This is a genomic window from Nitrosopumilus sp. Nsub, from assembly GCF_001541925.1.
GTDB lineage: Archaea > Thermoproteota > Nitrososphaeria > Nitrososphaerales > Nitrosopumilaceae > Nitrosopumilus.
In genome coordinates, this window is record NZ_LQMW01000017.1 from 42,282 (window position 1) to 61,141 (window position 18,860).

Annotated in this window: 23 protein-coding genes; 12 read left to right on the top strand and 11 right to left on the bottom strand. The window is 33.0% G+C overall.

Annotated features, from left to right (window positions below):
- Positions 1-4: 4 nt before the first annotated feature.
- Genes truD through pth2 form a run of 3 tightly spaced genes read right to left on the bottom strand, consistent with a single transcriptional unit; the run spans position 5 to position 3,172 of the window.
- A complete protein-coding gene (truD, locus tag AW732_RS03440; protein WP_067958541.1) occupies positions 5-1,201 on the bottom strand; it encodes a tRNA pseudouridine(13) synthase TruD in 1,197 nt (398 codons plus the stop codon).
- Entirely contained in the window at positions 1,198-2,775 is a 1,578-nt protein-coding gene (locus AW732_RS03445) for a lyase (protein ID WP_067958547.1), read from the bottom strand. The genes truD and AW732_RS03445 overlap by 4 nt, the downstream gene beginning before the upstream one ends.
- Before the next feature lie 43 nt (positions 2,776-2,818).
- On the bottom strand, positions 2,819-3,172 hold the full coding sequence (pth2, locus tag AW732_RS03450; protein WP_067959038.1) for a peptidyl-tRNA hydrolase Pth2: 354 nt from the start codon (positions 3,170-3,172) through the stop codon (positions 2,819-2,821).
- Between the two features lie 66 nt (positions 3,173-3,238).
- Between pth2 and AW732_RS03455 the strand changes: the two genes are divergently transcribed.
- The 5 genes from AW732_RS03455 to AW732_RS03470 all read left to right on the top strand — a co-directional run bounded on the left by AW732_RS03455 (position 3,239) and on the right by AW732_RS03470 (position 7,387).
- On the top strand, positions 3,239-4,375 hold the full coding sequence (locus AW732_RS03455) for an NAD(P)/FAD-dependent oxidoreductase (protein ID WP_067958548.1): 1,137 nt from the start codon (positions 3,239-3,241) through the stop codon (positions 4,373-4,375).
- Positions 4,376-4,478: 103 nt separating this feature from the next.
- Positions 4,479-4,610, top strand: a complete 132-nt coding sequence (locus AW732_RS08900) for a zinc finger domain-containing protein (RefSeq protein WP_253805563.1) — start codon at positions 4,479-4,481, stop codon at positions 4,608-4,610.
- Between the two features lie 4 nt (positions 4,611-4,614).
- Entirely contained in the window at positions 4,615-4,881 is a 267-nt protein-coding gene (locus tag AW732_RS03460) for an elongation factor 1-beta (protein ID WP_067959041.1), read from the top strand.
- Between the two features lie 38 nt (positions 4,882-4,919).
- Positions 4,920-7,088, top strand: a complete 2,169-nt coding sequence (locus tag AW732_RS03465) for a CDC48 family AAA ATPase (protein ID WP_067958550.1) — start codon at positions 4,920-4,922, stop codon at positions 7,086-7,088.
- Between the two features lie 2 nt (positions 7,089-7,090).
- Positions 7,091-7,387 (top strand): hypothetical protein, encoded by a 297-nt coding sequence (locus AW732_RS03470; protein ID WP_067958552.1) that lies wholly within the window; start codon positions 7,091-7,093, stop codon positions 7,385-7,387.
- Positions 7,388-7,425: 38 nt separating this feature from the next.
- Here AW732_RS03470 and AW732_RS03475 read toward each other — a convergent pair whose 3' ends face one another.
- Positions 7,426-8,313 (bottom strand): heme o synthase, encoded by an 888-nt coding sequence (locus tag AW732_RS03475; RefSeq protein WP_067958554.1) that lies wholly within the window; start codon positions 8,311-8,313, stop codon positions 7,426-7,428.
- Between the two features lie 94 nt (positions 8,314-8,407).
- Between AW732_RS03475 and AW732_RS03480 the strand changes: the two genes are divergently transcribed.
- The 4 genes from AW732_RS03480 (at position 8,408) to AW732_RS03495 (ending at position 10,472) form a co-directional block, all read left to right on the top strand.
- Complete coding sequence (locus AW732_RS03480; protein ID WP_067958557.1) at positions 8,408-9,496, top strand: plastocyanin/azurin family copper-binding protein; 1,089 nt, start codon at positions 8,408-8,410, stop codon at positions 9,494-9,496.
- A 2-nt stretch (positions 9,497-9,498) separates the two neighbouring features.
- Entirely contained in the window at positions 9,499-9,903 is a 405-nt protein-coding gene (locus tag AW732_RS03485; protein WP_067958559.1) for a M67 family metallopeptidase, read from the top strand.
- Between the two features lie 67 nt (positions 9,904-9,970).
- Entirely contained in the window at positions 9,971-10,228 is a 258-nt protein-coding gene (locus AW732_RS03490) for a DUF2024 family protein (protein ID WP_067958563.1), read from the top strand.
- A 55-nt stretch (positions 10,229-10,283) separates the two neighbouring features.
- Positions 10,284-10,472 (top strand): hypothetical protein, encoded by a 189-nt coding sequence (locus AW732_RS03495; RefSeq protein WP_067958565.1) that lies wholly within the window; start codon positions 10,284-10,286, stop codon positions 10,470-10,472.
- On the opposite strand, the gene AW732_RS03500 is transcribed toward AW732_RS03495, so the two are convergent.
- From AW732_RS03500 to AW732_RS03515, 4 genes are all read right to left on the bottom strand, one after another.
- Positions 10,464-12,503, bottom strand: coding sequence for a sodium-translocating pyrophosphatase (locus AW732_RS03500; RefSeq protein WP_067958567.1), 2,040 nt, complete (start codon positions 12,501-12,503; stop codon positions 10,464-10,466). The genes AW732_RS03495 and AW732_RS03500 overlap by 9 nt on opposite strands.
- Before the next feature lie 35 nt (positions 12,504-12,538).
- Entirely contained in the window at positions 12,539-12,916 is a 378-nt protein-coding gene (locus tag AW732_RS03505) for a hypothetical protein (RefSeq protein ID WP_067958570.1), read from the bottom strand.
- Between the two features lie 218 nt (positions 12,917-13,134).
- A complete protein-coding gene (locus tag AW732_RS03510) occupies positions 13,135-13,629 on the bottom strand; it encodes a GTP-dependent dephospho-CoA kinase family protein (RefSeq protein ID WP_067958574.1) in 495 nt (164 codons plus the stop codon).
- An 11-nt stretch (positions 13,630-13,640) separates the two neighbouring features.
- Entirely contained in the window at positions 13,641-14,765 is a 1,125-nt protein-coding gene (locus AW732_RS03515) for an Mrp/NBP35 family ATP-binding protein (protein WP_067958578.1), read from the bottom strand.
- Between the two features lie 146 nt (positions 14,766-14,911).
- Here AW732_RS03515 and AW732_RS03520 point away from each other — a divergent pair, with 146 nt between their 5' ends.
- Genes AW732_RS03520 through nadC form a run of 3 tightly spaced genes read left to right on the top strand, consistent with a single transcriptional unit; the run spans position 14,912 to position 16,555 of the window.
- Positions 14,912-15,505 (top strand): DNA-directed RNA polymerase, encoded by a 594-nt coding sequence (locus AW732_RS03520; protein WP_067958580.1) that lies wholly within the window; start codon positions 14,912-14,914, stop codon positions 15,503-15,505.
- A gap of 1 nt (position 15,506) precedes the next feature.
- The gene (spt4, locus tag AW732_RS03525) at positions 15,507-15,695 is read left to right on the top strand and encodes a transcription elongation factor subunit Spt4 (RefSeq protein ID WP_067958583.1); all 189 of its coding nucleotides are present in this window, start codon (positions 15,507-15,509) and stop codon (positions 15,693-15,695) included.
- A gap of 41 nt (positions 15,696-15,736) precedes the next feature.
- Complete coding sequence (gene nadC / locus AW732_RS03530; protein WP_067958585.1) at positions 15,737-16,555, top strand: carboxylating nicotinate-nucleotide diphosphorylase; 819 nt, start codon at positions 15,737-15,739, stop codon at positions 16,553-16,555.
- Here the strand turns inward: nadC and AW732_RS03535 are convergent.
- The 3 genes from AW732_RS03535 to nadX all read right to left on the bottom strand — a co-directional run bounded on the left by AW732_RS03535 (position 16,552) and on the right by nadX (position 18,824).
- On the bottom strand, positions 16,552-16,947 hold the full coding sequence (locus AW732_RS03535) for a CDC27 family protein (protein ID WP_348625413.1): 396 nt from the start codon (positions 16,945-16,947) through the stop codon (positions 16,552-16,554). The two genes, nadC and AW732_RS03535, sit on opposite strands and share 4 nt — an antisense overlap.
- Before the next feature lie 9 nt (positions 16,948-16,956).
- Complete coding sequence (nadA, locus tag AW732_RS03540) at positions 16,957-17,913, bottom strand: quinolinate synthase NadA (RefSeq protein ID WP_067958588.1); 957 nt, start codon at positions 17,911-17,913, stop codon at positions 16,957-16,959.
- Between the two features lie 92 nt (positions 17,914-18,005).
- A complete protein-coding gene (nadX, locus tag AW732_RS03545; protein WP_067958591.1) occupies positions 18,006-18,824 on the bottom strand; it encodes an aspartate dehydrogenase in 819 nt (272 codons plus the stop codon).
- Positions 18,825-18,860: the final 36 nt, after the last annotated feature.

Here is an 18,860-nt window from a genome sequence, read left to right on the forward strand (position 1 = left end):
TCCATCAAAATCCAGCATTAAGAGGATCATTGGGTTTCATAATTTCTCTTAACAAAATGGTGGCAAAGGATCCTCTAGACAATGAAAATTCAACTCTATTTTTCTCAGACATATAATCAGTACAATGAATTGCAGCTTGTCTGAATCCTCCCTCACTACTTACTTCTTGCATTTCTTTAATGAAAAAATCTTTGGGAGTAATTTCTTCGTCAACCAAAATTTTAGAAATAGAATAGTCAAATCTTGTCTTTTTGTAATAAGAATATCCAACAAATGGTAATGCAAGATATTGTTCAACCCCATCTTTGAATTTTCCAATAATACTTTTAGAATCAAAACACACATCACCTGATTGAGATTCGAATAGATTTTCACCATCTAAAAATGCAGTACTAAGAGATTTATTGAAAATATATGATTCGTATGCTTGAATGTAAAATCTTCTTAAAGACAAAGGAATTGCACGTATTGCACGAATAGAATCATCATGGCCAATCATTTCTTTTAAAACAATCTTTTCAATATCCATTTGAGATGGAACTTTATCAAAATATTTTTTATAATTAGCCTTATCAGAAAGTTTTTCACGAATTTCAGTATTTTCAGCTGAATCATATGAAGAAGTGAATGAAAGAATCAAATCAACAGCCATATCAAAATCCCTTTGTAAAATTGCCTTTCCAATTAAGTGAGTCACAGGTCTTTTAGATCCAAATCGTTGATATCCATAAAAATTCAAAATTTGGTTATGTTCGTCAAAGGAAGTTAAATTTTCAGAGCAATCAGAAATTTGAATTTTAAAATTATTGCCAATCATATCTTTTTTAGATAAGGGTTTTTTTGTAAATCCAATTTTTCTAAGAGAATATTTTTCAGTAGAAAAATCTTCAATAGGTTTTCCTTTGTGAGGTGAACCAACAAATTGTTCAGTTACAGCAGAGGCATCCTTTAGTCCCAAAGATTTTAGACGAACACCAGTTTTTCTAAAAATCCCCGATAAAGCATGATTAGTGTCAATTTTTTTCTTTTTTAGTTTGTAAACAGCATAACCACTCTCAGGAGTAATAGAATTTGTGGCATGTTTAGAAATTAATTCAGATACTTCAAAGTCTTCAGGATCATTTCTAATTTTACCACCTATACCAGAAAATTTTGTAGTATAAACAGAAATTCCTATTTGTGAATCAATTTCAGGTATCACTCTATAATCACTGTGAGATATTTACTGATTGCAATATCTGAAGTTTGTGCACCCAGTAAAATTTTGTAGGTTCCAGGGATAGCTTGTTCTGAAGCAGAAATTTCAATATTTTGAGAATCAATAGATTCAACAACTAGAAAATCATGAGTAGTGGATACAATAGAAATAAGGTCAACAAGATCATTTTCAGACTGAGAAATAATGAAATAGTTAGTAGTAGATTCACCTGGAGAAAGGGTTACTTCATCAAATTCAAGTTGAATGTCAAATGGTAATGGTACAGATGTATCCACAACACCTATTTTATTTTCAACCCATTCAGTAAACCAAATCTTTTCACCAGAAATAGCAAAATCAAAAATTTGTGCAACGCCACAGTTTTCCATTACTTCAATTCCAGAATCACAGTCAGCCCAATTAGGATTTTTTGAAGGAACATGGTATTCAACTAGAGTTTGTGTTTTTGGATCCATTACAGAAATATTATTTGCTGTTTGTGCATTAAATACAAGTCTCCCTTGTTCATCATTTTCAATCCAATACGGTCTAGATAGAGGAGATTTAACAATGCCTGTTTGATTTCCAAATGTTTCAAGAATTGGATCAGCAGTGACATATTGAATAAATTGTTCAGTAGAAGGATCAAAGCTAAAGAAGGATGAAGAAGTGGTATCTGCTAACCACAAGGTACCATCATCAGAAAAAGTTACACCATTTGGAGTAAGTAGTTGTACAGGTAATGGGTAACCATCAATGTAATCAATTAATGGTAAGTATAGTTGTCCAGTAGTTGTAACATCATCAAGATAATCATTTTGATTAAACTGTACTAAAATTCCGCCTTGTTGATATAACCAATTAGTATACCAGATATTGTCATTTCCATCTATTGCAAAGTCAGCTGTGACAGAATCATCTACAGGTGATGGAATACTCAAATAATTTACTTCAGTATCAGTAGGATTTACATCCAAAATTGTTAATTTGTTTCCAGTAAAATCATTAATTATAATTTGAGAGCCATCAATTCGAAGTTTTTGAGGTAATGAATTTCCTTCAGAAGGATATGACAATCGCTCATATTCTTCTTCAAAGGTTGAAAATTTCCAAACAGAGTCATAAGTTTCATCAGTAAACCAAATTGATCCATCAGGAGCATAATCTATACCCCACATCATTGAACGAGCACCATCAGGCCATGTAGGATTTTCAAATTCAGTGAATGTTTGAGTTGAAGGATCAAATTTTGCTAGGTTACCAGTATTAGTTTGAACAAACCAAACATTACCATCATAATCAGAAGTAATAGCTAATGGGTTAGTACATTCAGTGGGTATAACAAATTCTTGAACAAACTTAGTTGATTTTGCAATTTTATCAGAACTACAAAATTGATTTCTTTGTTCATCAGGATAATTATCAGCAGGTGTTCCAGTAATCGTTAATTCAGGATCATTCATTGCTGCATAATCCACTTGTTCATCATATCCAGGAATGGCAATTAAAACACCAGAAGTCAACATAAGACCTCCTAGAAAACCAAATGCCAAAATTCCCTTAGTCTGTTTTTTCACAGATTTTTTTGAATATCACTGTTAATATCTCATTCCCAGTAAATCACAATAATTTCAAATCACCAGTGATTTTATCAATCAAATTTTCAGGTGCGGGACCAATAGATATGCATGTCGTAGTTCCAGGAGTTAATTGGGTGTGACCTGCATCAGAAATTTCAGACCAAGGCAAGTTCAAATCAATTGCATGCCTTTTTACTTCTTGTAGTTCTTTAATTCCTGAGACTTTAACGACAACTTTCTCTTGTCCACCCCACCATTCAGACCACCATTCTGGATGAGATTTTCTGACATGTTCTGAACCCATTACACATGCATGACCTACTTGAGCAGCAATCTTACCTTTACCCATACCCAAGTCAGATCTAACCGCAATTACTTGTTTAATTTCACCCATACCATTTTTAGAAATAGGCACAATGAAAAACTTTGGAAATAAATAATTGACAAAGAACCAAAATCTGTGTACTATGATACAATTGTAGCAGGTGGCAGTATTGCAGGATTATTAACAGCTAGAGAAATTTCTTCAGAAGGATTTTCAGTATTAGTAATTGAAGAAGATTATGAAATTGGAACACCAGAACATTGTGGAGGATTGGTAAGTATTGCAGGTTTAGAAGAATTAGGAATTATTCCATCTAGAAAAACTTTTGAACATATGATTGAATCTGCAAAGATTACATCACCAAATGGAGAAAATTTCACAATTAATTCAAAAAATCAAAAAGTAGTAGAAATCAGTAGAAGAGAATTAGACAAACAAGTTGCATTTCAAGCTCAAAAAAATGGTGCAGTAGTAAAAGTAAGAACCAGTTTTCAAGAAATTACAAAAACAGGGATTAGAACAAATGAAGGAAAAATTGATTGTAAAATTTTTGTAGATGCAAGAGGGGTTTCATCATTAATTCATAAGGATCGAACAGGAATTTTATCATCTGCACAATATGAAATTTATGCAGACTGGATCAAAAAAGGAAAAGTAGAAGTGATTTTTGATCAAGAAAAATACCCAGGTTTTTTTGCATGGATAATTCCATCTGATGAAGGGAAAGGAAAAGTAGGAATTGCAGGAAAAGGAATTAACGTCTCAGAAACATTAAACGAATTTCTTAAACAAAAAGGAGAATTTTCAACAATAAGGAAGATTTTTGCTCCAATATGGATCAAAGGACCAATCAAAAAATTTGTTGAAGAAAATACAGTAATTGTAGGTGATGCAGCTGGACAAGCAAAACCAACAACTGCAGGAGGAATTTTTACAAGCGGAATGGGAGGAGTGTATGCCGGACAAGCCATAGCCAAGTTTTTAAAAACAAATGAAAGAGAAGAACTTGAAAATTATCAAAAAAAATGGATTGAAAGATTTGGTAAAGAATTTGAAAAACAATTGTTAGCAAGAAAAATTTTAGAAAGAATTGACAATCTAACGATCAATAAATTATTTGAATCAATTACTCCAGAAATTGTCAATGAGATTTCAGAAAAAGATGATTTTGATTTTCATACAAGTTCAATTATCAAATTATTAGGAATTAAAGGATCATTGAAAACAGTTCAGACATTAGTTAGTAGTGAATTGAAAAAAATCTTGAGTTAAGTACAACTAATTTCTAAGGAAACTATAAATGATGTTTCCGGAAAAATTGAGCATGTCATCTACTATATCACTGCCGACATGCAGTTGTTGTCATAGAGCAATTATGCCTAATGATAAATGTGTTAAATTCAATTGTCCGGACTGTGATGACGGTGATCTTATTTGGAGATGTGAAAGTTGTAGAGAAGCAGCAAGAACCTATACCTGCTCTTCATGTAACTTTACGGGGCCTTAAACAAATGACCGATATTGTATTAATTGCAAAAATTCTTCCAACAGGAATGGAAGTTGATTTAGATAAATTAGCAGAAACTGTAAAGACATCACTAAAAGATGGAATTACTTTGAATAGACATGAAAAAGAACCATTAGCTTTTGGATTAGAATGTCTAAAAGCACAATTTGTATTAGAAGATAAAGAAGGACAAATGGATTCACTTGAAGATACTGTTAGAGCAGTTGAAGGAGTCAGTGAATTTGAAGTACTTAGTATGAGTCGTAATTAGCATAACAGTAATTAGCATAGCAAGGATTAATTGGTTTTATGGTACGCAAAGAAGAGCCTTTGCAGATGAGAATCGGCGAAGCAAAACAAAGAGACGTAGGAAAAAAGCGTGCAAGAGTAGGTCCAAAAGCAATGGATTTCCTAAAAGCAGAACCAGGTGACATTATTGAAATCATGGGTTCAAGAACAAGTTGTGCAGTAGTTTGGCCCGCTGATGAAGATGAAAAATTCCCAGACATAATTAGAGTAGATGGACAAACAAGAAAAAATGTCGGAGGAACACTAAATGACCTAGTAAAAGTTAGAAAAGTTATTTCAAAAATTGCAAAAACAATTACACTGACACCACTAAATGACGCAGTAACAATCGACAAAGAATTCACAGATTTTGTAAAAAACAGATTAAAAGGATTACCAGTAACTCACGGAGATGAAATTTCTGTGATGATATTAGGAAATTCCATGGATTTTAAAATAACAAAAACATCACCAAAAGGAATTATCGACATAGACCGTACAACTGAATTAAATATTTCAACAGAAACATCCATTGACAGAAAAGTTAGAGTGACTTATGAAGAGGTAGGGGGATTAAAAGAAAAAACAAAAGCAATGAGAGAAATTGTCGAATTACCGCTAAGACATCCAGAATTATTTTCTAGATTAGGAATTGAACCACATAGTGGAATTTTACTTTATGGTCCACCAGGATGTGGAAAGACATTACTTGCAAAAGTTATGGCAAGTGAATCAGAAGCTAACATGTTTCCAATTAACGGTCCAGAAATAATGAACAAATACTATGGAGAAACAGAGGCGAAATTAAGAGAAATTTTTAAAGAGGCAAAAGACAATTCGCCAAGCATAATTTTTATCGATGAAATTGATGCAATTGCCCCAAAAAGAGAAGAAGTATACGGTGATGTTGAGAAACGAGTGGTTGCACAATTGTTGGCATTAATGGATGGATTAAACGATAGAGGAAATGTAATTGTATTAGGAGCAACCAATAGACCAGACAGCGTAGATCCAGCATTAAGACGACCAGGAAGATTCGACAGAGAATTTGAGATCAGCGTTCCTAATGAAGATGGAAGATATGAAATTTTACAAATTCACACAAGAGGAATGCCAATAAATCAAGAAATTGATCTTAAAGAATTATCAGCAGAACTACACGGATACACAGGGGCAGACATCAAATCATTATGTAGAGAAGCTGCAATGAAATCAATTCGCAGATATTTACCAGAAATTGATCTAGAAACTGAAAAAATTTCTTCAGAAGTTTTACAATCAATGGAAATCAAATTAGTTGATTTTTACGATGCCATGCAAGAAGTTGTCCCTACAGCAATGAGAGAATTTTATGTTGAAAGACCAAAAGTTTGGTGGAATGATGTTGGAGGGTTAGACAACATTAAGAAAAGTTTGACAGATAATATAATTACAGCAGTTAAAGAACCTAGCAAGTTTACAAAAATGGGAATCAAACCCCCAAAAGGAGTTTTGATTTATGGTCCACCAGGATGTGGAAAGACATTACTTGCAAGAGCAGTTGCAACAGAAACTGGTGCAAACATGATTCTAGTGAGAGGTCCAGAAATTCTTTCAAAATGGGTCGGAGAATCAGAAAAAGCAATTAGAGAAATTTTTAGAAAAGCAAAATCATCATCACCATGTATAATAATTTTTGATGAATTGGATGCACTTGCAAGAACTAAATCAGGAGAAGGAGGATCAGGAGAAACTATACTTAGTCAATTATTAACAGAAATTGAAGAAGGAACTTCATCTCGCGTTGCAGTAATTGGAATTACTAACAGACCAGATATCATAGATAATTCATTATTGAGAACAGGTAGATTAGATTTAGTTCTGTATGTCACATCACCTGATGAAAAGAGTAGATTAGAAATTATCAAAATTTTAACAAAAAAAATGCCACTATCAAAGGATATTAAATTGCAAGAAATTGCAGTAGCAACTCAAAATTATACAGGCGCAGACTTGGCAGCATTATGCAGAGAAGCAGCAATTAGTGCAATGAGAAGTAAATCATCCAAAATTAGCAGCAAGGATTTTGCAAATAGTCTAAAACAAATCAAACCATCAATAACAACAGAAGTAGATCAGTGGTATAAGGCCATAAGAGAAAGTATATCTAATGTAGTACCCAAGACAGGAGAGAAAGCATTTTACGGTTAATCATGACAATCCCATTAAGAAATCAAATATTTGAAAAAATTAAAGAATTCAATTCATTAACAGATGTAGAGCTTTACAAGAGTTTGACAAAAGATGGATTAAATTTGCCTGAAGATAAGTTCAACAAACTTTTACTAGATTTAGAAATTTTAGGATTAATCAAAGTTGCATGGTTTACTAAAGATGAAAGAAGAATAGAAGTTACAATTGTTGAAAAAGAAGAAGATCCAATTGAAAAACAGAATAAAGAAGTAATGGAAAAAGATTATGAAGCAAGTTTTCCAGGATTGGATAAATAATTTAAAAATTAAGTATTGTAATTAACTGTCTCAAAAAATTAAATCAAAGGGAAATGAAATGCAGCATCTAATGCAACTGCAACAAAAATTATTGTCAAATAAGGTGCAGTAACTTTGTATGCTTTCCAAGCAAATTCAGACGTAGGAGTTTTTGTTAATTTATAATGATAGACAAGCATCAATCCACCAGAAACGGATGCAATGATTGCATAGACAAGGCCTAACCCATCAGGAATTATTACAAGAGCCAAAGAAAATGGGATTAAAATCAAAGTATTTCCTAAAATAAATTTAGATGTTTTTTGCATTCCAATTACAACAGGTAACATAGGGACTTCAGCTTGTGCATATTCATCTTTAATTTTCATTGCAAGACACCAAAAGTGAGATGGGGTCCACACAAACACCAAAAAGCCAACAAGAAAACCTAACAAATCCATACTACCAGTGGCAGCAGCCCATCCAGCCCATGCGGCAGCACTTCCAGCAATTCCACCAATTACAATATTTGAAGTATTTTTACGTTTTAACCAAACTGTGTAAATTATCACATACGAAAAGATTCCAACTGCAATAAAGAATGCAGAAACAGCGTTTAATGCAAAGAATCCATAAATTACTGAAACACAACTAACGATTAAACCATACAACAAAACATTTGATGGAGACATTCTTCCAGAAGGAATAGGTCTAGAACTAGTTCTACTCATTTTAGGATCAATATCTTTATCATAATAATGATTCAGAGCACTAGAACCAGCTGAAGCCAATGCTCCTGCAACTATGATATGCAAATAATCCATATAATCAAGTTGAGATGTACCTGTAACCAACTTACTAGCAGCATACATGGAGGTAACTGCAGTAATTACCAATAGAACAACTATTCTTGGTTTCGATATTTCGATTATTTCATTAATTCCCAATTTACTCTACCCAATTTCAAAGCCGTTTTATTCCTTGTTGTAGATCCATTATATTTCAAAAGGAATAAGTATCTCACTCTTACCAGCTATTTTAATGAGTAATTGGGATCTATTGATGCCAGGTATGGGCCTTACAGGCGTAGGGTTAGCAGGTCTCATTTTATCATATGCAGGCATAGCACACACATTCATTGATGGAATGCATGCATTGACAGGTCTAACAATGTTTGTAGGACTAATTTTCACAGCAGCAGGTATTTTGGACGGAGGAGTTTCAACTAGTAACAGAGCCAAGATTACAACTTTAGTAATTGTGGCAATTTCAATTGGATTTGGAATTTATGCATTAGCTACAATGAATTCTTCAGATTACACATTTTCACTAATTCTAGTTATTCTAGCAATTGCACTTCCATCTGCAGGAGTTGCATGGATAGCAATGAAAAAACCTGGAAGTATCAAACCAATTGGTTTAGTGTTGGGTTTAGCAGTTGCAAGTGGTTTAGTTATTTGGATAACAGCTGGTTCAATGAGTGAAAGCGAAGCAGAGTTAGCTGAAGAAATACATGATGAAGCAATGGAAGATGTTCCAGCAGGACCAATTTTTGAAATTGCAATTCTCAAAGATTCTGCACAAGAAGGAAATCCTGATTATGATCCAGACAGAGCAATTGTCACACAAGGTCATACTGTTGTATGGACAAATGTAGATGTTGCACCACACACAGTAACTAGTGCATCAGATTATGGTGAAACATTTGATTCTAGTTTAATGAGTGAAGGAGAAACATATTCTTTAGATACAACTAACTTAGATGTTGGTGAATACGAATACCTATGTATTGTTCACCCATGGATGATTTCAACTTTAGTAATTGAAGAACCAAAAGAAGCAATCAAAATTATAATTCCAGAGGGAGCAGCAATTCCAGAAGACGGACAAATTTACTATGAACCAGAAACAATCAACATTTCAGTTGGAACCCCAATAGAATGGGTCAATGAAGATAATGCAATGCATACTGCAACATCAGGAACTCCAGCAAGTGGACCTGACGGAGTATTTGATTCACAAATATTAAACTTGGGAGATACCTATCAATTCACATTTAGTGAAGCAGGTAATTTTGATTATTATTGCATATTACATCCATGGATGATTGGAACTGTTAACGTAGAATAGATTTGCAGAAAATTATTCTTTCAAAATTACAGCAAAAAATTCTCTTAGACCACACTTGTAAAGAAGAACCAAATGAAGCATGCGCAATCTTATACGGAAATAAGATCGAGGGAGGAAACATAGTTAAAGAAATATGGTTAACAAAGAACGACACCCCATCCCCAATAGAATTTACATTATCAGCTGAACAAACTTGGGAAATGGATCAAAAACGTAAAGAATTGAATTTAGAGATTATTGGAATTTTTCATTCACATCCAAAAGGAGAGGCATTTCCTTCAAATACAGATAAAAAATTTATGCAAAATAATCCATATGTATGGATAATTTATTCAGGAATTAACAAAAATTTTAGAGCATTTATTCTTGAATCAGATAGTGTAGAAATTCCAATTGAAGGAAAATAATAATTTCAAAAATTCAAGCACATAGAATCATCTTTGGGATTAAATACCCCCTTTTGTTACAAAAAATATGGAAATTCACGTATACGACACTTATGTCAAAGCAGCAGACGGTCATACCATGCACTTTGATGTAATTACAGGTGAAAAAGATCATCCCAAAGCCATTGAATACGGTAAAGAATGGTTAAAGGAGATAGGAGAAGGAGAAGCACAAATGACACAAAACGAATGTACATTTTGTCACTCACAATCTTGTCCAGAGCCTGTTGAACAGGCAATTAAGGAAAAAGGTTATTTCATTCAAAAGATGGAAGGCTGTCCTTAAACATTTTTTCTTTTTTAAAAAAAATCTTTTTTTAGAGTAAATTACAAGTTAGTTTATGAGTGAACAATATTCAAAAGGAACAATTGAAGGAGATAAAAAAACAGAATGGATTTGTGGATGTTTCCAAACTACAGATAATTATTTCAAATTTTGCAGTACACATAATCTAACATTACAAAAAGCAATTCAAGATCAAGTTGACGAATTAGATATGACTACAATTGTGGAAGAAGAATCAAATTGAAAGTATTGCTACAAAAGCAGATACAAAGACAATTGCAATTGTATTAAGTAATTTAATTACCGTGTTTAATGCAGGTCCGGCTGTATCCTTGTAAGGATCACCAATGATATCACCAACTACTGCCACTTTATGAACTTCAGAACCCTTTTCACCTTTCATTTCAACTAATTTCTTTGCATTATCCCATGCACCGCCAGTATTTGCTAAATGATATGCTAACAAAATTCCAGTCACCACTGCACCCATTAACAAACCAGCAACAGCAGTGGGTCCCAAAATAATTCCCAAAATAATAGGAGCAGTAATTGCGACAATTGCAGGTTTCCATAGCTCTCTAATTGAAGCTACAGTTGCAATATCTACACATTTTGCATAATCAGGTTTTGAAGTTCCTTCAAGAATACCAGGATCTGCTTTGAATTGTCTTCGAACTTCATCAACCATTTTTCCTGCAGCTCTAGATACACCGTTGATTAATTGGCCAGTAATGATAAATGGAATAAGACCGCCAACTAACAATCCAACAATAATTGCAGGATTTGTTAAACTATAATTTAATTCCAATACACCTTCAAAGATATGGGCTGCCTCAAATTGAAAAGCTTGAATCATTGCTAATGCAGCTAATGCAGCACTTGCTATTGCGAATCCTTTTGTTACAGCCTTTGTAGTATTACCAACTGCATCAATTTCATCAGTGACTTTACGATTTTCTTCTCCCATTCCAGTCATCTCCACAATACCTCCTGCATTATCAGCAATAGGACCAAACGCATCAATGCTAAGAACAATTCCTGCAAGACTCAACATAGACATTGCAGTCAAAGAGGTTCCAAAAATTCCATAGAGAACTGGATCAGCACCTTCAGGGGCAGCTGAAGAAGCAATAGAATAAGATATGATTATTGCGACAACTAGTGCAATCATAAACGGTCCAGTTGATTGCATTCCTTTGATAATTCCCATTAAAGTTAGTGATGCATATCCCCATTTTGCAGAATCTGCAATTTCTTTAACTGGTCCTTTTTGATAACTGGTATAATTATCAGTAATTTTTTGAATTACAGGAACTAAAATTACACCAATCACAGTAGTTCCAAACAAAGCATATGCTGCAGTTGTTTGTTCAATAAATTGTGTGATAAAAAAATAATTTAATCCAATTGCAATTGCAGCTGAAACATAGAAGGAACGATTAAGAGGTTTCATAACATCAGTTACACCTTTTGAACCAACAATTACAACACCGATAATTGATGCAATCATTCCAGATGAACCAATTAAAATTGGGTATAGGAAATAGTTTGGAGCGCCAATTAATGCTGCAATTAATAATGCTGCAAGGATAGTAACAATATAAGATTCATAAACATCAGAACCCATTCCTGCAGCATCACCAACATTATCACCAACATTATCTGCAATAGTTGCAGGATTTCTAGGATCATCTTCAGGAATATTTGCCTCTACTTTTCCTACTAAATCAGCACCCATATCAGCAGCTTTTGTAAAAATCCCACCACCGATTCGAATGAATAATGCAATTAGACTAGCTCCAATCCCAACGCCTGCAATTGTTATTGGATCAGGATAAATCAAGTATAATCCAGTAATTGCCAGAAGAGCCATTGCTGGAACAGCTAATCCCACAGTAGCACCACCTCTAAAAGCCATAGCAAATGTTTTTCCAAGACCTTCGCTACTCAGATTTGCAGCTCTAACTGCTGCTTTGACTGTAATTTTTAATGAAATTATTCCTGCAACTGCAGATAATGCAGCACCTACTGCAAATGCAATTCCATTTGACGGAGTCAAGAAAATTGCAATAATTAATGACAATGCAATTGCTACAGGGACAATGATTTTCATCTCACGTTTTAAAAATGCCGAAGCTCCTTCTTTGACTGCATTTGAAATTTCCATCATCTCTTTACTACCAGAAGGTTGTTTAGTGATCCAAGCAACTAAACCCCCAGCTACCAAAAAAGATGCAATACCAGATATGAAAGGGAGAACCTCAGAAATATCCACAGAGTATTAAGTTAGTTCAATCTTAAAAGTATTAGTCAAAAAGAAGGAGTTTTACATCTTTTTTTATAAGGAGAAAATGTTTTTCCTCGCAATCCCTGTCTAACCAATTTATTGAATCTTTTTCCGTGTGCCAAATAAGGGAATCGCATATGAATTAATTCATGGACAAGAGTATTTTCAAGAGTTTTCTCATCAGGAATTTTTCGAATATTTAAAAAAACTAAATTATGTTGTAAATAAGCAACACCATAATATTTGTAAGCAGACGTACGTCTACCTTCAGTCATTTCTCTAGGAGCATCAAGAACTTCTTTTGTAGTTAACAGAATTACAGGTTCAGGAATAGAAAATCTTTGAGAATATATTCCAACTTTTTCTAAAATTTGTAACTTTAGATCATCATCTAGTTTCATAGTTAGTCATCAAGTAATCTATCTTTATCTTGAAATGTCAATTGTTGTAAGCAAATGGTCAGCTTTTCGTTAACTCTTAAAAACAACCATTAACGAAAACCTACAAATTTCTGTAAGATAATTGGTCGATTTTTGAGTTAATGAAATTATGAATAAATAGGGTCAGAGGTTATGTGGGGTAATCACGAATCATACAGCCACCGTCTCATCACACCCCATTAGTTCATTAAATCAAGTAGTGTTTGTGCTTTATTTCTAATTTCTGAACTAATTTCAACTAAAACAAGCCCCTCATTTGGCTGACCATATAACACAATTGAGTTATCAGGAGCATGAATACAGACAGGCAATACTAACAAATCTTCTTCGCCCATCACAGTAATTCTTACAGGAGCAGTCATAGAAAATGCTTTTTTTATAATTTCAATACTTTCTAAAGTGATTTCTGCTGCAGGATTGTCAATTTTTAATTCAGTTGCATTTCCAAGTTTTGGTAGATCACGTTTTTGTCTTTTTTCAAAACCATCAATTATTTGCAATGAAGGGGTTAAGCCAAAATTTATCATTTTTTCAGTCGTTTTATCTCCAACTGTTATCAGATAGGAATTATTTGAAAGGTATTTTTCAATATTTTCCTTATTGTCTTGTCCTAGTGGTAATAAAATACCTAAAGGGGTTTTGAATTGGTCTCTAAGAGAATCAGGTAATTTCACAGGAATCTCAATTAAGAAGTGCCGTTATTTGTAGAATCTTCATTTGATGATTCAGAATCACCAGATTCAGATTCCATTTCTTCTTGTAAATTAGATGCAATAATACTACATTGTGCAGCAACATTTTTTGCACTGGCACGAAATGCTTCAGCACTTGGTGAATCAGTATTTGTACTCATTATAGGCTTTCCAGAATCAGAACCAGACATGATACCATAATTTAATGGAATTTCACCCAAGAACGGGATTTTGAATTGTTCACTAATTTTCTTAGCACCACCATTTCCAAAAATATAATGTTTATCGTCACAGTTTGGACAAACAAAATGGCTCATATTTTCAATTACACCGATAATTGGAACATTAAGTTTTTCAAACATTGAAACTGCTTTGACTGCAACATTACTTGCAACATCTTGAGGAGTAGTGATAACAAGAATTCCAGTAATAGGAATTGTTTGTGCAAGTGTTAATGGAATATCACCAGTTCCAGGTGGGAGATCAACAATTAGATAATCCAGTTCAGACCAATTAGTATCAACTAGAAATTGTTTTAAAATTCCAGAAATAATAGGACCACGATAAATTGCAGCTTGTTTAGATTGATCTGCAAAAAAACCAAAAGATACGACTTTTAATCCATTAACATCAGCCGGTTGAAGTTTGTTATCTTCAACTTCCATTGAACCATCTTCCATTCCCAACATTAATGGAATACTAGGTCCATAGATGTCTGCATCAAGTAATCCAACTTTAGCTCCAGTTTGAGATAATGCAAGAGCTAAGTTTAGAGATACAGTAGACTTACCTACACCACCTTTACCACTTGCAACACCAATGATGTTTTTGACAGTTGCCATTTGAGTGTCAGCTTCAAGTGAACGACCTTCCATGACTTTTGCAGTTACATTCAAATCAAAATTCTTCAAGTCAGAAAGTTCAGCAATAACTTTTCTTACATCATCTTCAATTTCTACATTGAAAGGGCATGCAGGAGTAGTAAGTTCTAAAGTGAATTTTAGATTACCGTCGTTTAATTCTAAATCTTTAATCATTCCCATTGAAACAATATCTTTTTTTAAATCAGGATCAATCACAGTGCTTAATTTTTCAAGAACTTGATCTATAGCTACCATTGGATAAAAAAGTCAAAATACGATATTTAAAGTAAGTTAGATATGGAAAAAAATTGTGATTTTTTTCAAAAATCATCAAAATCCTTAGAAATTCAAGTCAAATCACCCAAAGATTCATAAATTGAAATTCAAGGAAAAAATAACAGTTGTTTTCTATATCTACCCTAGTTGATGTCGTTAGGATCCCTCCAAGCTTGTTTGGAACTACGCTCAAAAAAGCAGCAATAAACATTCTCAAAGAAAAATACGAGAGTATGATTAATGCCGAATTGGGTTACATCATTATGATTTTAGATGCTAAAGTAGACGAAATGGGAAAAATGATTGCAGGAGATGGAGGAACATTCCACAAAGTAGAATTTGAGGCTTTAACATTTTATCCAAAATTACAAGAAATCGTTCAAGGTGAAATTGTAGATATTACAGACTTTGGTGCATTTGTTAGAATTGGTCCAACAGACGCATTGTTACACTTATCACAAGTTATGGATGATTATCTAAAGAGTGATGTTAAGATGGGATTAATTTTAGCAAATCAAAGTGGAAGAACATTAAAAGTTGGTTCAACATTGCGTGCAAGAATTACAGCAGTTTCATTAGGAAAAGCTGCTGCAATGGGTAAAATCGGTATTACTTGTAGACAACCATTCTTAGGTGCAGATGAATGGATTGAAGAAGAAATTAAAAAAGCTGGAGGTTCAAGTGAACCTGCAAAAGAAGAAAAAGTAGAGGCTAGTTAAAATGGCACGAGAAATGGCATGCAGAAAATGTAAACGTGTTACAACAGAAAAAGTTTGTCCAGCTTGTAAATCATCAGACCTAACACCTGATTGGAATGGAGTTGTACTAGTAGTTGATCCAACAAATTCAGAGATTTCTAAAACACTAGCAATTACACAAAAAGGCAAATACGCAATTAAAGTTACATAGAGAAATTCTAAATCTTTAAAATCATAATAACATTAATCACAATATTGACATTTAATCCAAAAAAACAGCTATTGCAATTCCTTGCTGAAGATATTGGCAAAGGAGACATCACGAGTCAATTATTAACAAAGAAAAAAATTACAGTAAAGATAATTTCAAGAGAAAATGCCATTGTTGCAGGCACAAAATATGCAAAAGAAATTTTTGTTATCAAAGGATGTAAGGCAAAAATAATTTCCAAAGATGGAACAAAAATTAAACCTAATCAAAACATCTTAGAAATAACAGGAAATGCAGATAAAATTTTGACATGTGAAAGAACTGCATTGAACATACTAACAAGAATGAGCGGAATTGCAACACAAACAAATGAACTTGTAAAAAAAATTCCAAAAAAAACTAAATTGTATGCAACTAGAAAAACTGCACCAGGTTTAAGATATTTCGATAAAGAAGCTGTAAAAATAGGAGGCGGAGAAAAACATAGATTAAGATTAGATGAAATGGTGATGATTAAAGACAATCACATAGCAGCAGAGCAATCACTATTATCATTGATTAACAAAACCAAAAAGAAATATAAAAAATTTGAAGTAGAAGTCGAAAACACAGAGGATGCAGTACTTGCTACACAAAAAGGTGCAACAATTATCATGTTAGATAATTTTTCCCCAAATCAAATAATCAAAACAATCAAAGTTTTAAAAAGTAAAAAATTACGAAGTAAAGTATTATTAGAAGCATCAGGTGGAATTAATTCTAAAAATATTTCAAGATATGGTAAAACAGGAGTAGACATTATTTCAATTGGAAGCATAACAAATTCAGTGAAAGGAATTGACTTTAGTTTAGAAATCTAAGAATTTAATTCTGACAATAAATTTATCATAGATTTATTTTTTGGATCAATGTTTTGAATTTTTTTACAACAGTCTAAAGAAATTTGATTTTCTTGCAATTTCTGATGTGCGTACGCCTTCAACAATAAAACTTCAACATCTGTATCTCCAGTCTCTAGAGCCCTATCAAAATAAGAAATTGCAGTACGAAATTTATTTTTCAGGTAATATATGCCTCCAATAGTAAATAGAGCATCATGGTTGTAAGGCACCTTTTCCAAATAATCTAAACCTAATTTCAATGCCTCAGGATATTGTTTCTTTTTTACAAGTTTTTTAAATTTCTTGAATTGATCAATGTTCTTTTTAAATTCAATATCTTCAGGAGTTTTACTAAATAATCCAACCAACATAATCACATGTTAACTGATTTCTAACATTCTATCAATTGCCAAACGAGCCTTATCAGCTATTTCTTTTGGAACAGTAATTACAGTTTTCTCATGAATTAAAGCATCATATACTTTTTCAAGAGTGATCATTTTCATATATTCACATTCAGCCTTTTCAGAAGCTGGAATGAATGTTTTATCCGGATTTTGTTTTTTCATTCTATATAAAATTCCAGTTTCAGTTGCCACAACAAAATTCTTTGATTTAGATTTACTGACATGGTTTAACATTCCTTCAGTTGAAAGAATTGAGACTTTTTTATCATCATAACTTCCATCTGCAACATCATACATCATTGGAGTAGTACAACTACATTCAGGATGAATTACAAATTCGGCATCGTTCATTGATTCTAATTTTTTAGTTACATCTTCAGGAGTGATTCCTGCATGCACATGACATTCACCAGCCCAAATATGCATATTTTTTCTACCAGTCATTTTTGCAACATAAGAACCAAGAAACATGTCAGGTAAAAATAAAATTTCTTTATCTTCAGGAATTGCTTTGACAACATTTACAGCATTTGATGAAGTACAACAATAATCAAGTTCCGATTTAATTTCAGCAGTTGTATTGACATAGCCAACAGAGATTGCGTTAGGATGTTGTTTTTTCCAATTTCTTAATTCTTCAACGGTAATTGAATCCGATAAAGAACACCCAGCTTCCAAAGAAGGTAAAAGAACTCTTTTTTCAGGACTAATAATAGAAGCAGTTTCTGCCATAAAATGAACCCCACAAAACAAAATAGTCTTTTGTGGAACAGTGGCAGCTAATCTAGACAATCCAAGAGAGTCACCAGTAAAATCAGATACATCCTGTACATCAGGAATTTCATAATTATGAGCTAAAATGACAACGTCCTTTTCTTTTTTCAAACGCATGATTTCATTTTTTAAAAATGAGGTATCTTGAACTTGCATGATTTACAAAAAATTGAATATGTGTAAATTTAAAGAATAGGAAGTAGTCTATAATGTTCTACAGAGTCTCTAAAAGCGGCAAGTTTTGCCATTTAAGTGCCAATTTGAATGTCATCTGAACAATACTTTCTCAAAGTCTCAATAGCAGATAAAATGGCCAATCTACTAGTTTTTGGATTTTGTGGGTCGGGGGTATTTTCAATAGTAAAAGTCATTTTTCCAGATTTACCTATTGCCTCAATATGATGAGTGTTTTTATCAGTATTAGGATCAGCAATAATTTTGACAGATGTCTTATCACTACCAATTCCAGATAAAGATACAAGTGCAGCTACGTTGATGTTTGCAGGAAATAGCATAACTGCATCACGAGCAGTTCCTTCAAAAATAATGGTTGAAGAATCAAGTGAATCTAAATTAATTTCAGAAGATTCAAAAAATTTTGCACCCTTTAATGAACGAGGATGTTTGGTAGTAGTAATTGATACGGAGTCCAGTTCGTCTTTAATTGACTTTAATCCATCTAATCCTGCAATTGCTCCAGATGGAAGGTAAATTGTTTTTTTAAAATGATCACATGCATCATACAAGATATCGTAAATGGATTCATCTAATAATGCACCAACACTCATTATCATAAAATCACGTTTATTTTGTAAAATACTCAATCCATCATCTCTAACGGCATTTTGAGAAGCAGCTTCAACAACAATATTTACAGAATGAGAAGAAAGCAAATGTGAGTTTTCTACAATTTCAGGCTTATTCTTTAGTTTTGAAACAAGTGCAGAAGAAGCCTCTTTAGAATCATCATATACATGTGTTAAAATTCCAGGAATTTTGCCAGAGTCAATTGCAAGTGCAATCTGGGTTCCCATTACACCACACCCCAATAATCCAATTTTTTTCAAGTAATCAGAATAGAAAAGTTCTCTTAATTAATGATA

Coding starts and splice junctions, on each gene's coding strand:
- pth2 (WP_067959038.1), bottom strand. CDS start 3,172: ATGGGTGAAATTAAACAAGTAATTGCGGTTAGATCTGACTTGGGTATG.
- AW732_RS08900 (WP_253805563.1), top strand. CDS start 4,479: ATGCCTAATGATAAATGTGTTAAATTCAATTGTCCGGACTGTGATGAC.
- AW732_RS03460 (WP_067959041.1), top strand. CDS start 4,615: ATGACCGATATTGTATTAATTGCAAAAATTCTTCCAACAGGAATGGAA.
- AW732_RS03465 (WP_067958550.1), top strand. CDS start 4,920: ATGGTACGCAAAGAAGAGCCTTTGCAGATGAGAATCGGCGAAGCAAAA.
- AW732_RS03470 (WP_067958552.1), top strand. CDS start 7,091: ATGACAATCCCATTAAGAAATCAAATATTTGAAAAAATTAAAGAATTC.
- AW732_RS03480 (WP_067958557.1), top strand. CDS start 8,408: ATGAGTAATTGGGATCTATTGATGCCAGGTATGGGCCTTACAGGCGTA.
- AW732_RS03490 (WP_067958563.1), top strand. CDS start 9,971: ATGGAAATTCACGTATACGACACTTATGTCAAAGCAGCAGACGGTCAT.
- AW732_RS03495 (WP_067958565.1), top strand. CDS start 10,284: ATGAGTGAACAATATTCAAAAGGAACAATTGAAGGAGATAAAAAAACA.
- AW732_RS03505 (WP_067958570.1), bottom strand. CDS start 12,916: ATGAAACTAGATGATGATCTAAAGTTACAAATTTTAGAAAAAGTTGGA.
- AW732_RS03515 (WP_067958578.1), bottom strand. CDS start 14,765: ATGGTAGCTATAGATCAAGTTCTTGAAAAATTAAGCACTGTGATTGAT.
- spt4 (WP_067958583.1), top strand. CDS start 15,507: ATGGCACGAGAAATGGCATGCAGAAAATGTAAACGTGTTACAACAGAA.
- AW732_RS03535 (WP_348625413.1), bottom strand. CDS start 16,947: ATGTTGGTTGGATTATTTAGTAAAACTCCTGAAGATATTGAATTTAAA.
- nadA (WP_067958588.1), bottom strand. CDS start 17,913: ATGCAAGTTCAAGATACCTCATTTTTAAAAAATGAAATCATGCGTTTG.